Source organism: Clostridium neonatale (assembly GCF_001458595.1).
GTDB classification, from domain to species: Bacteria; Bacillota; Clostridia; order Clostridiales; family Clostridiaceae; genus Clostridium; species Clostridium neonatale.
In genome coordinates this window covers 797,920-813,395 of record NZ_LN890327.1, presented here as the reverse complement: position 1 = coordinate 813,395, position 15,476 = coordinate 797,920, and the positions used below count along the sequence as shown (strand labels likewise).

At 28.0% G+C, this 15,476-nt stretch carries 13 protein-coding genes; 1 reads left to right on the top strand and 12 read right to left on the bottom strand.

Translation table 11 applies throughout. The annotated features are described in order from the left end of the window. Positions 1-18: 18 nt before the first annotated feature. Entirely contained in the window at positions 19-1,203 is a 1,185-nt protein-coding gene (locus tag BN2920_RS06970) for an aminotransferase-like domain-containing protein (protein WP_058294286.1), read from the bottom strand. A gap of 170 nt (positions 1,204-1,373) precedes the next feature. Here BN2920_RS06970 and BN2920_RS06965 point away from each other — a divergent pair, with 170 nt between their 5' ends. Further along, entirely contained in the window at positions 1,374-2,759 is a 1,386-nt protein-coding gene (locus BN2920_RS06965) for an aminotransferase-like domain-containing protein (RefSeq protein WP_058294285.1), read from the top strand. Positions 2,760-2,859: 100 nt separating this feature from the next. On the opposite strand, the gene BN2920_RS06960 is transcribed toward BN2920_RS06965, so the two are convergent. The 11 genes from BN2920_RS06960 to BN2920_RS06915 form a co-directional block, all read right to left on the bottom strand. After that, on the bottom strand, positions 2,860-3,081 hold the full coding sequence (locus BN2920_RS06960; RefSeq protein ID WP_058294284.1) for a hypothetical protein: 222 nt from the start codon (positions 3,079-3,081) through the stop codon (positions 2,860-2,862). A gap of 114 nt (positions 3,082-3,195) precedes the next feature. Beyond that, positions 3,196-4,572 carry a citrate/2-methylcitrate synthase gene (locus BN2920_RS06955; RefSeq protein ID WP_058294283.1) on the bottom strand — a complete coding sequence of 459 codons (1,377 nt, stop codon included), beginning with the start codon at positions 4,570-4,572 and terminating at the stop codon, positions 3,196-3,198. A gap of 179 nt (positions 4,573-4,751) precedes the next feature. Beyond that, positions 4,752-5,303, bottom strand: coding sequence for a hypothetical protein (locus BN2920_RS06950; protein ID WP_058294282.1), 552 nt, complete (start codon positions 5,301-5,303; stop codon positions 4,752-4,754). Between the two features lie 217 nt (positions 5,304-5,520). Further along, complete coding sequence (locus BN2920_RS06945; protein WP_058294281.1) at positions 5,521-6,030, bottom strand: hypothetical protein; 510 nt, start codon at positions 6,028-6,030, stop codon at positions 5,521-5,523. A gap of 53 nt (positions 6,031-6,083) precedes the next feature. Continuing rightward, positions 6,084-6,200 carry a MetS family NSS transporter small subunit gene (locus BN2920_RS21275; RefSeq protein ID WP_141443162.1) on the bottom strand — a complete coding sequence of 39 codons (117 nt, stop codon included), beginning with the start codon at positions 6,198-6,200 and terminating at the stop codon, positions 6,084-6,086. Between the two features lie 278 nt (positions 6,201-6,478). Further along, complete coding sequence (locus BN2920_RS06940) at positions 6,479-7,954, bottom strand: sodium-dependent transporter (protein ID WP_058294280.1); 1,476 nt, start codon at positions 7,952-7,954, stop codon at positions 6,479-6,481. Positions 7,955-8,213: 259 nt separating this feature from the next. Continuing rightward, the gene (locus BN2920_RS06935; RefSeq protein WP_058294279.1) at positions 8,214-9,632 is read right to left on the bottom strand and encodes an aminotransferase class I/II-fold pyridoxal phosphate-dependent enzyme; all 1,419 of its coding nucleotides are present in this window, start codon (positions 9,630-9,632) and stop codon (positions 8,214-8,216) included. Between the two features lie 30 nt (positions 9,633-9,662). Beyond that, positions 9,663-10,886, bottom strand: a complete 1,224-nt coding sequence (locus tag BN2920_RS06930) for a M16 family metallopeptidase (RefSeq protein ID WP_058294278.1) — start codon at positions 10,884-10,886, stop codon at positions 9,663-9,665. A 586-nt stretch (positions 10,887-11,472) separates the two neighbouring features. Beyond that, entirely contained in the window at positions 11,473-12,828 is a 1,356-nt protein-coding gene (scfB, locus tag BN2920_RS06925; RefSeq protein WP_058294277.1) for a thioether cross-link-forming SCIFF peptide maturase, read from the bottom strand. A gap of 120 nt (positions 12,829-12,948) precedes the next feature. After that, positions 12,949-13,086, bottom strand: a complete 138-nt coding sequence (gene scfA, locus BN2920_RS06920) for a six-cysteine ranthipeptide SCIFF (protein WP_058294276.1) — start codon at positions 13,084-13,086, stop codon at positions 12,949-12,951. A 207-nt stretch (positions 13,087-13,293) separates the two neighbouring features. Beyond that, complete coding sequence (locus tag BN2920_RS06915; protein WP_058294275.1) at positions 13,294-15,240, bottom strand: methyl-accepting chemotaxis protein; 1,947 nt, start codon at positions 15,238-15,240, stop codon at positions 13,294-13,296. Positions 15,241-15,476 lie beyond the last annotated feature (236 nt).

Here is a 15,476-nt window from a genome sequence, read left to right as displayed (position 1 = left end):
TGATCAATATATACTTCACTAAAGATATTCTTTTAATATTTTTCCTAGTATTTTTAGGCCTTCAACGATTCTTTCTTCAGGCATATTAGAATAATTTATTCTAAAGAAATTTTCATTTCCTCCATTTGGAAAGAAAGGTCCTCCTGGAACGAATGCTACATTATGTTTTAGACATTCATCTAAAAGTTCTCTTGCATCAATATTCTTTGGAAGTTCAACCCATGTAAATAAACCTCCATCTGGTCTATTAAACTTTACATTCTCAGGGAATTCTTTTTCCATAGTTTCTACTGCTAAATCGCATCTCTTTTTATACAGTTCACGAATTGTTTCTATATGTTCATCAATATCATTTAATTCTAAGTATTTTGCTATATCCATTTGTGCAATTGTATTACATTGTAAATCAGTACTTTGTTTAATTACTACTAGCTTCTCTATTATTTCTTCATGTGCTGCTACCCATGCAATCCTATATCCTGGACAAAATATTTTTGAAAAAGTACCTAAGCAAACAACATTTCCACATTCATCAAATGATTTTAGAGATGGTAGATTTTCTCCTTTAAATCTAAGTTCTCCGTAGGGATTATCCTCAATTACTATCTTGTTATATTTATCAGCAAGTTCAGCTACCCCTTTACGTCTTTCTATTGACCATGTAACCCCAGTTGGATTTTGAAATGTTGGTATTGTGTATATTAGCTTAATATTTTTTGTTGTCTTTAATATTTTTTCAAGTTCATCAACAATCATTCCATCTTTATCTGTAGGTACTTCTATAAAGTTACATTCATATGCTTTAAAAGCAGTAATAGCCGCAAGATATGTCGGACTCTCGCATAATACAACATCATATTTATTTAAAAATATTTTTCCTAAAAAATCTAAACCTTGTTGTGATCCATGTGTTATTAATATATTCTCATATGAAAAATTAGCCCCTAAAGTTTTATTCATTCTTTCTGCTATCCATTTTCTTAGTGGATTATATCCTTCTGTTGTAGCATATTGAAGTGCCTTTTCCCCATTTTCCTCAAGCACCTTCTGATTTGCTTCCTTTATTGCTTCTATCGGAAATGTCTCCGGTGCTGGAAGACCTCCAGCAAATGATATAATTTCTGGTTTTTCAGTAACCTTTAATATTTCTCTAATTACAGATGCTTCTAGTTTATTCATTCTTTCTGCAAACTCAAATCTCATTTTTACAGCCCCCAATTCATTTGAATATTTATTAACATTTTAATATTGTAAATGTATGATTTCAATGATAAAATTGTATGCAAAACAATATTTTATAAAATTTTAAAAATATGTTATTTATAATTTAAATATACATTTATTAAAAATTAAGAATATAAGAGGTGGTCTAAATGCCAGTAAACTCCTTTGATAATTATCCTATGTCATGGAAACCAAATACGAAAGACTTAACTCCGCCACTATATAAATCTCTTGCTCAACTACTAGAAAATGATATACAAAATGGTACTTTAAATCCTGGAGATAAATTACCCCCTCAAAGGGAATTGGCCGACTTTTTAGATTTAAATTTAAGTACTATAACAAGAGCTTTTAAAATATGTGAGCTGAAGGGTTTAATAAGTGGTACAACAGGTAAAGGAACTTATATTTCTTCTGATGTACAAACTTCTCCTTTACTTCTAAGTACATTAAATGAAGATTATATAGATATGGGAGCCGCTTTTCCATTATACGAGCAAAATAAATATATAATTGATTTAATAAAAAAGCTTATAAAAAAAACTAATATTGAAAATTTTCTTCAGTACTCGCCTCCAATTGGACTTTTATCTCATCGAAAGACCGCATGCAAATACCTAAGGAAATTTAACATAAATGCAACTCCAGAAAATATAATGATAACTTCCGGATCTCAAAATGCCTTATCAATTATTTTAATGTCACTATTTGCTTCTGGAGACAAAATAGGAACTGATCCTCTAACATATCCTGCATTTAAATCACTTGCAAACATGCTTGGAATACGACTTTTTCCTCTTCCAATAAATAATACATCGGTTACTTATGAAAATTTAGATACCATATGTAAAAACGAAAACATTAAAGGATTATACTTAATTCCTGAAATGCATAATCCAACAACTTATTCTACTATGTCAAAAAATCAAAAGGAAAAGCTATCAAAAATTATAAAAAATAATAACTTACTCTTAATTGAGGATGGAATATATGCATATTTGAGTGATTCTAATAATATACCTTTATCCGCTATGGCTCCAAACCACAGTTTATATATATCAAGCCTTTCTAAATGTCTCTGTGCTGGCTTACGTGTTTCTTTTATGGTAGTACCTAATAAATATAAATCTAAAGTTGAACAAGGCATTTATAATGTTAATGTAACTACTTCATCTTTTAACGTTGAAATAGCATGCCAAGCTATAGAAACACACTTGAGTGATAAAATCATATCTGAAAGAAAGAATTTAACTCTCGAAAGAAATACTATAGTAAATAGGATATTAAAAAATAGAACCGTTTATGGAAATGATTATAGTTTATTCAGATGGCTAGTATTACCCAAGCACATTTGTGGAAGCAAATTTGAAATACGAGCATTAGAAAAAGGTGTTCAAGTATTTTGTGCTGATAGATTTGTTGTTGGGAATAGCAAGTTTGAACCAGCGGCAAGACTGTCAGTGTGTTCTCCAAAGAATAATGAAGAATTAGAACGTGCATTAATTATAATTGATAATATAATTAATGAAATGTAAATTATGATATAATTTTTAAATAATGAAATAAGAATTATATAACCTAATTGAATCTGATTAATAGAATTCAATTAGGTTATGATTTTAAATAAACTATATTTTATAAAAACTCTTCTAATATGTACCTCATATCATCTTCTGTTTTAACTATTAGCTGGTTAATATTCTTTTCTGCATAGATTATATTCCCCTTTAGAATTTCAATACAATCATCAACAAGAAATGGAATATCATTAACAACTATCATTTCACTTTCATTACATTTCTCTTTTAGCCATGTATTAAACACATATTCTGGTGATTCAATGGATGCTTTTTCCATTTTTTCCACCTCCTTGACCTTCTCTAAATATTACCCTTATAATTAATTTTATCGTAACATGATTTAATCACTTTATTATTTTATTTAATTTAGCTTTAATTTGATACATATTTTTTATTTTCTTTCTTTTATTGGTATATATTCCTTACGTTTACTAACGTTCTCGTATGCTGGTCTTATTATTTTATCAGCGTTAATTAATTCCTCTATTCTATGAGCACTCCATCCTGCTATACGAGCTATTGCAAATATTGGTGTATAAAGTTCTAATGGAAGATCCAACATACTATATACAAATCCACTATAAAAATCAACATTTGCACTTACTCCTTTATATGTTTTTCTTTCTTCCATAATTACATCAGGTGCTAATTTTTCAACTAATGAATATAAAGCATATTCTTCTGTCAAACCCTTTTCTTCTGACAAACTTTTTACAAAGCTTTTAAATATTTTTGCTCTTGGATCAGATAAGGAATATATAGCATGTCCCATACCATAGATTAATCCTGCCTTATCAAAAGCCTCTTTATGAAGTAAAGCTTTTAAATATTTTCTTACTTCATCTTCATCATTCCAATTTCTTATATTCTTCTTCATATCATTAAACATTTCAACTACTTTTATATTTGCTCCACCATGCTTTGGACCTTTTAAAGATCCCAATGCTGCTGATATTGCTGAATACGTATCAGTACCTGATGATGAAACAACATGTGTTGTAAATGTAGAATTATTTCCACCACCATGTTCTGCATGAATAACTAAAGCTATATCAAGAATTCTTGCTTCAAGTTCAGTATATTTACTATCTGATCTAAGCATATAGAGAATATTTTCAGCTGTTGATAACTCTGGCTGAGGTGTATGAATAATTAAGCTATTTCCATTATAGTAATGATCATAAGCTTGATAACCATAAACTGATAATAATGGAAATTGAGCTGTAAGTGATAGACATTGGCGCATTACATTTTCCACAGAAATATCATCAGCTTTATCATCATATGAATATAATGTTAGTACACTTCTTGCTAGAGCATTCATCATATTTAAGCTTGGAGCTTTCATTATTACATCTCTTACAAAACTAGGTGGTAAAGACCTATATCTTCCTAGTATCTCATTGAATCCATTTAATTCTTCTTTATTAGGGAGCTTTCCCATTATTAAAAGATATGAAACTTCTTCAAAACCAAATCTTTTTTCTTTTACAAAGCCTTCAACTAATTTTTCTATATCAATTCCTCTATAAAAAAGTTTCCCATCACAGGGAACTTCTTTACCATCAACAATTATTTTAGAATAAATCTCTGATATTTCAGTAAGGCCTGTAAGAACTCCTTTACCATTTACATCACGGAGTCCTCTATTTACTTTCTTTTCTATATACAACTTCTTTTCAATTGTACTGTTTTCCACACATATATCCTTCAGCTTTAATATGTCTGGTATAATTTCAGAAAAAGTTATATCTGGTGCAATACTCATCTTTTAAAGTCCCCCTCACTATAAATAAATCTAATGTATAATATTAACATTCTAACATAAAAACATTTATAAATCCAACCTTCTTTAATTATATATATAATAAAACACAGCTATTTAATGCATAATATCAATAAATAACCGTGTTTTTTTCAAATTTATTAATATGTACCTATTAATTCTTAATCTGGCTCATTTCCAAAAGTCCTATCTTCAGCTTCTTTATAACCATTTTCATCATCACTACTATCCTCTTCTTCATTTGCATAAGGATCAGATACTATATCATTTGGATTTGCACTAGAATCTATAGGATTAAAAGTTTCATCATCTGGACCTGGAATAATATCATTCATATTATAATTAGGATCCGGTGAAGAATTGTTGTTATTATTAGTAGTAGTGCTACTATTATTAGTGTTACTATTAGTAGTGGTATTCTGAGGTTTTGATGCTGCCATATTATTTTCTGCTGGTTTGTTTTTATTATTTCCTGTCACAACATTTTCTCTTTTATTTGTATTTTCTTTTTCTTCAAGTGGATTTTCATTAGATTCTCCAAATACCCAATTAGAAGCTGTATTTTCTTCTTTACTTGTTGTTATGAAATATGTTTTTAAATCTTTTCTAGTTGATTTATTACTTTCTGCTGCTTCCTTGTCAGATGAATTATTACATGATATTAAACTTAAACTCAATATAACAATAAAACCACTTAATATTATTTTTCTCATCTTTTCATCCATTCCCCTTTTGTTACTATGTACTTACTGATTATATTTTATAATAAGTTTACAACTATTACAATTTTTTTATTGAACTATATAAAGAAAACAGAATATCTTTCAAAAACTTATTCTAAAAAGATATTCTGTTCATTTTTTAGTATTGAATTTATTTTTTAATTTTCCACACTTCCAGCACGTTTCTAAATTTGCTAAACAATAGTTCCTAAACTCCATAAACAGGTCCATTATGATTTATTGCATATATCTTTCTAACTCCAAAAAGAGTAATTAGGTATGCAATCATTTCAACTATATCACCAAGCAATATCTCAAAGTTGGCTGATCTCGCTGCATTTAAATTACCTGTTCTAAAATGAAGTGGAGTATTCCTATATTGAATTTTTGAAACTTGAACTAGTACTGCTTGTGCGATTACTTCAAGCTGAGATCCTAATAACAATGCAATATCTGGATCCGGCTCAAATTCTGATTCATCATTGTTCTGTCTTATTTTAATTACTTCTATTGCTTGTAATGTAGATATATATTCTAGAACATAACCTAATATTATAACCAGCAAAGCAGAAGCCTGAATATTTAAAAGTCTAGTATCAAATTCATCCAATCCTGGTATACTTTCTTCTGTTCCTTCGTCATTTTCGTTATCATTATTGTTATATTCTTCTTCATCATATGATGTATTAAAGTCGTTATTTCGGGCTACTGGTATCACCCCCTATAACTATAATATATATTAACAACTAAACTGTTCATGACTTAGATAATTTAAATATTTTCTGCTTGTTTCTTTTCATTATATAAAGTAATTCCTAATGTTAGTATAAGACCACCCCATAAAACTGTGGCTCCAAGCCCAAAAACTATTATTGCTGACGTTGTCATTTTAACACCTCCATTATTTTATTTAGCTATTACACTTAATAAGTTGTAACACATTATATTTACATTACAAATTATAATTTGTCTAACAATTCTCAGTTATCAATAATCAATTTTCAATGAAGGAAAAAAGTCTTCGACTTTTAATTATAATATTAGAAAAACTGAAAGTTTTTCATCCTTCATTGAGCATTGTAAATTGTTAATTGGTTTACGAATTCTATTTCGTGTGACAATCCCCTATCTTTTATTTTATATTCTTTAAAGTTTAAACTTTATATTTACTTATCTTTCCACGGTCTCTTAGCCAGTAATAATGCTCCTATTACACCAATTCCTATTATAGACCATCCATATAATAGTAATGATAACATTGGATATCCACCATATGGATTTTTTATTTCTGTAAATATACTTTGTATTAACATAAATATTAATATTGCTGGTGTTAAATATTTTATAGTTAGATCCCACCAACTACCTATCTTAAAGTATGAAATTTCATTAGTATGTTCTCTGATTTTCTTAGGTTTTACTATCCATCCTATTAATAAGACTTCAAGTAATCCAACAACTACTATTCCGTAGTTATTAATGAAATTATCAATTATATCTAATAAGTATAATCCTGCACCTGTTGCAAAAACAGAACTTATTATAAATCCAATAACGCAAATTATTGTGACCATTTTATTCTTTTCAATTCCGAATTTATCACTAAATGGTGCTGCAACTGCCTCTGTTAATGATACTGAAGATGTTATTCCTGCAAATATCAAGCATAAGAAGAATAACGAACCTAATATAGTTCCTCCCCCCCCCATAGTACTAAATACTTTAGGGAAAACAACAAATGCAAGCCCTACTCCACTTGAAACAACTTCAGACATTGGTAAGTTTTGAGAAGTAGCCATATATCCAAGTATTGCAAAAACAGCTATTGCTGATAAAAATTCAAATCCACAGTTTGCAAACGCAGTCATAAAAGCACTATTATTTATATCAGTCTTTTTCGGTAAGTAGCTTGAATAAGTCATCATTATTCCCATAGCTAAACTTAATGAAAAGAATACTTGCCCATATGCTGCTACCCATACCTTTGGTTTCATTACCATTGACCAATCAGGTGTAAATAATGTATTCAATCCTGTAGTTGCTCCATTTAGAGTAACTGCTCTAATTGCAATTATAATCATTATTGTTATTAATGTTGGTAATAGAATTTTACTTGCTTTTTCTATTCCACCTTTAACACCCTTATAACATATAAACCAGTTTATAGCCCATATAAAAGCTATTCCTAATAAAATCGGCCATACCATTTTCCCAAATTCAAATGGTGAGGATGTTAGTTGTAAGAAATCATTGTGGAAAAATGCATTTGAATCATTTCCCCATTTTTTTGAAAAACTAAAAGTAAAATAGTTTACTGCCCAGCTTAATATCATTGAATAATAACCTAATATCATAAATGCACTTATAGTTGGCCACCATCCAAGCCATTCCCATTTTTTATTGGTTCTTGCTATAGCAAGTGGCGTTGAACCTTTATATTTATGTCCCATTCCATATTCTAATATTAATAAAGGGATTCCTGCTGTAAATATTGCAAAAAAGTATGGAACTAAAAATGCTCCTCCACCATTTGTATATGCTACATAAGGAAACCTCCATATATTACCTAATCCTACTGCTGACCCTACTGCTGCCAATATAAATCCTAATTTAGACCCCCACTGCTCCCTCTTTTCTTCCATCATATTTCTCCTTTATGTCGTTTTTTATCATTAGTTTTATAAATAAGTTTAATAATAGGTATATAATATTATAATTAATTAATAAAGACAACCTTGTTTTAGATATTTTCATCGAAATGCAGTCTATATTTTGCCAGTTTAATATTTAATTAATAGAAATCTATTAATTGATAACATATAATTTTGTATTACTGTTAATTTCGCATGTTTCCATCGTATTTTAAATTAACAAATTAAAAAATCTTCTAAAATTAAAATTTTAGAAGATTTCTTTTATTACATTGACTTTTCCACATTTAATACCTAATATATCTTTATTATTCTCTATATAATCTTTAATTATATTTATACTTTTTCTGGTTATTTTTTCTCCTGCACAAATCATTGGAATTCCTGGGGGGTATGGTATTATTGCTTCTTTAGCAATTTTATCTTCACACTTATCATATTCTAAATATTCACCTTCTTTATTAAATACTTCATATGGTTCTAATACTTTTTGTGGAATATCTAAATCATAACACTCTTCAATTTTTCCTCTTAATACTCCCATATCCAAATTTAAAATTGCATTATATATGATTTCAAAATCTTTATCATTATTGAAAGGTGATAATATTAAAACTACACCTCGTGAAAAACTCATTTCAGCTTGTATATTGCATTTTCTTAAATATAATAATAATTCATTACCATTATATCCTTTTGGTAAAATCATTAAATATCGTGTTAAATCTATTTGATAGTTTTTAAATGCAAGATCTTCTTTAGATGTTATTATTACCTTATGTAAATCATTAATTTTCTTTTTCCAATACTCTGCTCTATTTATTAACTCTTCATAGTCACCACTTCCATATTCATCTAAATAATATCTTGCATAATCAAGTGATGCCATAATTAAATATGATGGAGACGTAGTCATAAATGCCTTTAAATAAAATTCTAAGTTTTCATTTTCTTTATTTACTAATAGATATGCTCCTTGAGTAAGTGCTGGCAATGTTTTATGAGCACTAAGCACAATATAATCACCTATGTTTGTTATAGATTTAGGTAGTCTATTACTAAAATTAAAATGAGCTCCATGTGCACAATCTATAATTGTTGCAATTCCCTTTTTCTTCATATCAACCAATACATCTTCAATATCATAAGTAATACCAAAATAATTAGGATATGTTAATATTATTCCTTTAGGATTTTTGCACTTTTTTAATGATGAATATATATTTTCTTTGCTTACAGGTAGAAATATTCCATTCTTTTTGTCAATTACAGGTTCAATATATATAACTTTAAGCTTTCTTAAAATTAATCCATTATAAATTGATTTATGGCAATTTCTCTCAACAATTACTTCATCACCTTCATTGAATTCAGAAAAAATTGCAGTTAAATTTCCGCTTGAACTTCCATTGACTAAAAAATATGCCTTTTTGCTATTATACGTTTTGGCTAGAGCTTCTTGAGCTAGCTTAATCACACCTTCTGGACAATGTAAATTATCTAATGGATCTACTTCTGTTATGTCTAGCTTTCCCATTCTTCTTAAGAACTCTCTTCCTATATCATCCTTTGTAAATCCTAGTCCACATTTATTTCCCGGCATAGAAAGTATTAAATTATTTTCATCATTATATTTTAATAATTCCTTTAATAATAATGGTGTATTCATAAAATTCCCCTTTATTTTAATTTATAGAAATTAACAAATAACTTGTACACTTGAAGCTTTAAGTACTTTTTCAGCTACTTTAAAAACTTCTTCTTTATATATTTCTGATAAATTATTTAATTCATCTACATATATATTATAGTCACCAAACATTGTATCATAAACTGCAAGTTCTTTAGCTAGTATTATGCTTTTTTCTTCTTTAAATAATCTTTTTATTTTTAAAGCTTTAACAAATCCATTAATATCTTGTTTATTTATATTTATTTTATAATGCTCCAAATTGTTTATGCAATTATTTACAAGTTCAATACATTTATCAACATTTTCTTTGGAAGTAGTAAACATTATTTTATATAATTTAATATAATTCTCATTATTTATACTTGCTATAACATCATATATGAGACCATTTTTAGTTCTTAAAGTATCGTATAATAATGAGTTTACCCCTTCACAAAAATATTCATTAAATACTTTTAATAATTTTGTTTCATTATGATTTAACATATCAATTGGAAAGACCATTTGAACCTTGCATGTTTTTATTCCATCTCTTTTATCATTAAATCTTCTTGTTACTAATTTATCATATTCTATTATATATTTCTCTTCTTCTCTATTTAATTTCCTTTTATTCCACTGTTCAAAATGTTTTACTACTATATCTTTTACTTCTTCAAATGATTTTGATGAAATTACCACAATCGAAGTATTTTCCGGGAAATAATTTTCAACATAAAATTCTTTTATGTCCATTAAAGTTATACTATTTAAGCTTTCTTTAGTTCCTATTATAGGATGTTTAATTCTTCTTTCATTAAAACAGTTAAAGAATAACTTATCTTCACAGTATTGTTCAAGCTCCTCATCCCACTCATTAAGTTCTTCTTTTATTATATCCATTTCTTCTTTAAAGCCTTCAACTGGAAATGCAGGTCTTATAATTATATCTGAAAATATCTCTATTCCTTTTTCTAAATCTTCACTTAACAATGTACCATAATAAATAACATATGGATAATTGGTCATAGCATTTTGAAATCCAAATATGCTACTTAATTCTTTATTAATTTGAGCTTCATTTCTTTTTTCAGTTCCCTTATATAACATGTGCTCTGTTGCATGAGCTAACCCAAGCTTGCCTTTTTCAACTCCTGCACCTGCATTTAATGATATACAAATTGATGATAGTTCACTTTCTGCTTTCTTATATATCAACTTTAAATTGTTTTTTAAAATATATTCTCTCATTTTTGTCTCCTGATATTTATAAATTCCTTTATATTTTATCATAATTTATGAAGCTATTTAATTTTTACTTTCAAAAAATACTAATAAAAAACTAAAGACTACTATATAACATAAATAATTGACGTAAAATCAAAGTTTAGTGGAAAATAACCGAATTGCAGTATAGCTACTCTTTGGCATATAATGCTTGATGAGGTACGAACCTAGCAGTATGGCCCATCTTTATTTATATCTTTTAATAGATGATAAAATATTACTTTTTTAAATCTTTAGCGTATATAAACAACTATTTCTTAATCTCAAAATAATTATAATTACAACAACAATAATATGGATACTATGAGTTCATCTGAAACAAAGAAATAAAGCTATCATGTTCTGCAAAGACTTGCATTCAAAAATGAAACTTTAGAATTCTTACATAAATGATTGTTCCAAAATTGTTTGTCAAATTGCTTAATCGGAGCAAACGGTTTTGGGCACAATCATTGATGTTTGAATTCTTAGTTTCATTTTTGTAGCAAGCGAGCAGAATCTGACAGCTTTATTTCGGTTATTCACTCTAAACTCAGTACATCCTATATGTTTATTCTACAGCTTTAAGAGCAATTGCACACTCAATTCTCTTCTTTTGCATTTTACATCCAATTTCATATGGAATATTCATATCACCATTAAAGTTTACATTATTAGCCTGGCATCCACCACTACAGTAGAATCTTGCCCAACATTCTCTACATTTTGGCTTATTATAAATATGTGATAATTTAAATTTCTTAGCAAGATCACTATTGAAAGTATCTTCATAAATATCACCAAGTTTAAATTCTTCTTTACCTACAAATTGATGACATGGATATACTTCTCCCTGTGGAGTAATAGCCACATATTCAAAACCTGCTCCACAGCCTGATATTCTCTTATATACACATGGACCACCTTGAAGATCTATATTAAAATGATAGAATTTGAATTCATCGCCTTCTTGCTTTCTTCTCTTCATTTCATGATATAATTTATCATAATTTTCAAATATTTGTGGTAAATCTTCTTCTCTAAGTGATAATGGATGACCATCTTCTAAAACAACAGGTTCTATTGATAATTCTCTAAATCCTTCATTTACCATCGCCATAACATCTTCATAAAAATCTGTATTATCCCTAGTAAATGTACCTCTTACATAATAAGTTTTCCCTGGTGTTCTTCTTTTTATCATTTCTTTAATATTGGGAACTATATCATCATAAGATCCGCTGTTATCAGCTTTTATTCTAACATTATCATTAACACACTTTCTTCCGTCTAATGAAAGAATTATATTTCCCATTTCTTTATCCATATAATCCATCATTTCTGGATTTAAAAGAGTGGCATTAGTAGTCATTGTGAATCTTATATTCTTATTCCACTTAGCTTCATTATCTCTAGCATATTGAATGATTTCTTTAATCTTATCCATGATTAACGTTGGTTCTCCACCAAATAAATCTATTTCGATATTTTTTCTTGGTCCACTTCTTTTAATTACATAGTCAATTGCTTTTTTAGCCGTCTCAACACTCATAACACCACCATGTCCATGGTAATCACCTTCATCAGCAAAGCAATACTTACATCTTAAATTACATCCATGAATAACATTTAAACAAATAGCTTTTATATAGTCCCTATCATCCATTGAACTATGAGCTATTTCTTCATACGCATCTTCAGAATATAGTATTCCACCTTCAGCTAATTCTTGTATTTCATCATAAGCTTCTGATAATTCTTCTTCATCATATTTAGCCACTAGATCTCTTAATATTTCTGATTTATTTCTTAATTTATCATCATCTAAAATATCATACACCATTTCATCTACAATATGAACTGCACCTGTATTCACATCTAAAACAAAATAGTTTCCGTCTTGTTTGAATTTATGTATTAAACTCATCACGCATCCTCCTAATAATAAATAAAGTCTCCCATTATTTTAAACTCTAAAATTATACTTCTTTAATTTAAACCTAAAACATAAATGAAGCAGCAACTTCCAGTTACTGCTTGGTCAAAATTAGTTTTCACATTCTAAGTTTGCAACTGTGCAAGAAGTCTTACAAGCTGATTGGCAAGAATTTGCACATTCTTTACATCCTGGTTTGCATAAACTATTTTTGATGTTTGGTCTGTTTATTGTCTTAATATGTTTCATTGATGAAATTCCTCCATTTGAAATTTTCCCTAGTAATTATACCATTGTTAGGCTAAATTCTCAACAACTATAAATTACTTTGGAAAATTGTACATTATTTATTACTCAGTATTACTTTATGATTATAATTTTATAATTATGATAATAAATTAATAACTATATAAAAATATCTATAAATTATACGTATATAAATTATATTATCTTACTTTACTCGACCTTAAAATCCTGTACAGAATTATATAAAGTTTCACTTATAGCATAAGTATCATCAGAGTCGTCTTTTAACCTATCACTGCTAACTGCTATAGAATTAGCTGATTCTGTTAATGTCTCAACTGTGGCTAATACCTCTTCAACCCCTGCACTTTGTTCTTCTGAAATAGCTGCAATATTTGTAGCTATTTGTGTACATGATGCTATTTTTTCTTTAATTATTTTACTATTTTTACCAGTCATTTCAACTGCATTAATAATTTTTTCAAATGTTTCTAAAGTTTTAGTAACTACATCTTTGCTTGAATTAACACATTCAACGCTTTCTCTAGTTGCCTCACTTGTATCATTTAAATTATTATTAATATTATTTATTAATTCAGTTATATCATCAACAGCAGAATTACTTCTTTCTGCTAATTTTCTTATTTCATTAGCAACAACTGAAAAACCTTTACCTGCTTCCCCAGCCCTCGCACTTTCAATACTTGCATTTAATGACAGTAAATTAGTCTGCTCTGCAATTCCCTTTATTAACTCTATAATGCTCTTCATTTCCTTATTAGCATCTATTACTGTATTAATATTTAATTCAAGTGTGTTGGTTGATTGCTTTATTTGTCTCATAACCTGATCTAATTCATTCATTGCTATTTTACTTGCATTTGATATCTCAATAGTAGAACTTACTCTTTCATTTATATTATCGCCTAACTCAGAACACTCTTCCATTGATTCTGATAAACTTACAGTACTTTCTGCAACATCAGATACACTTGTTGCTATTTGCGTCATAGTCTCTTTTAATTCACTCATAGATTGTGACTGAGTCATTGCTTCATTTTGAAGTGTATCTACAAGTAAATTTCCTTCTTTACTCTTTTGTTTTAATGTATTTGATGTACTTATAAATGTACCCACTTTTTCTCTCATACTTCTTGAATATTTTCTTAATGTATTAGCCATTAATCCTAATTCATCGTTACTTCTAGTTTCAACTTCTATTGTTAAATCTCCACTAATCATATCTGTTAATGCATTTGTAACGTTTTGTACAGGTTTAGTTATAGTTGATAAAAGTCTCCATTGTAATCCCCCTATAATTATCATACATAAAATAGCTGAACTAAACATACGAGTAATAGTTTTATCTAAATCACTAAGTAATATATCAGTTTGTATAAAACTAACTAATGCCCAGTTTGTACCTTCAACATCTTTACTTTCAACTGTATATTCTCCAACTTCAGCAGGGCTACTATTTTTTATAGCTTCTTCAAGTGAAAAATCATTGAACTTTTGTATACTATTACCTATATATTCTGTGTTTTCATATGCTATTATGCTATTATCTGTTTTATCCATCAACAACACTTTTCCATTATCAAGGACCTTTGTTTCAGATATTTCTTTACTTAATTCATCTAAAAAAATATCTGCACAAATTATAGTTCCATCTTTAAGAGTTCTGCTTGCCGTAACTATTTGTTTTCCAGTATCTACATCTTTATAAACTTGCCCTAGCTCAAATTTTTCTTTATGCTCTCTTCCTTCTTTATACCAATCTCTTGTTTTTGGATCTACTTCTGGTATGTATCCTGTAGAATCCATATATTCTCCATCTAATGTACAAAGATATATTCCACTTTCTAACCCAAAGCTGCCAGATAATGATTCTATATAATTTTTACTATAACCATTTTCTTCTATAGCTTGTCCTATAGATTCTAATATAGAAATTTTTCCTCCTACTTCATTTTCTATTGTTTTAGTTTTTTCATCAGTCTTTGCTTGCAAAATTTCCTTGCTATAAGTTATTATTGAATTTTTATTTAAAGTGTATGAAAAAATCAATAATCCAACTACCAAAACTAAAGTTAATGGTAATGTGGCTAGTAATAATTTTTGTTTTAAACTTATTTTTACCTGTTTGTTTTTCATAATCATTCCCCTTATCCTATTATTATTTTTTCATATTTGCTATTATTTCTGCTATTTCATTAACAGACCATTATATATTTTTATCGTTTATTCTACAAAAAAACTTTAATCATTATCATATATATATAATGTTTTTAACATTTATATAATATATTTAATATTTATGTTGTTTTTTAAGTTTTAAAATAAATTTTATAAAAAAATAAGTAGTTATTTGAAATTAATCAAACAACTAC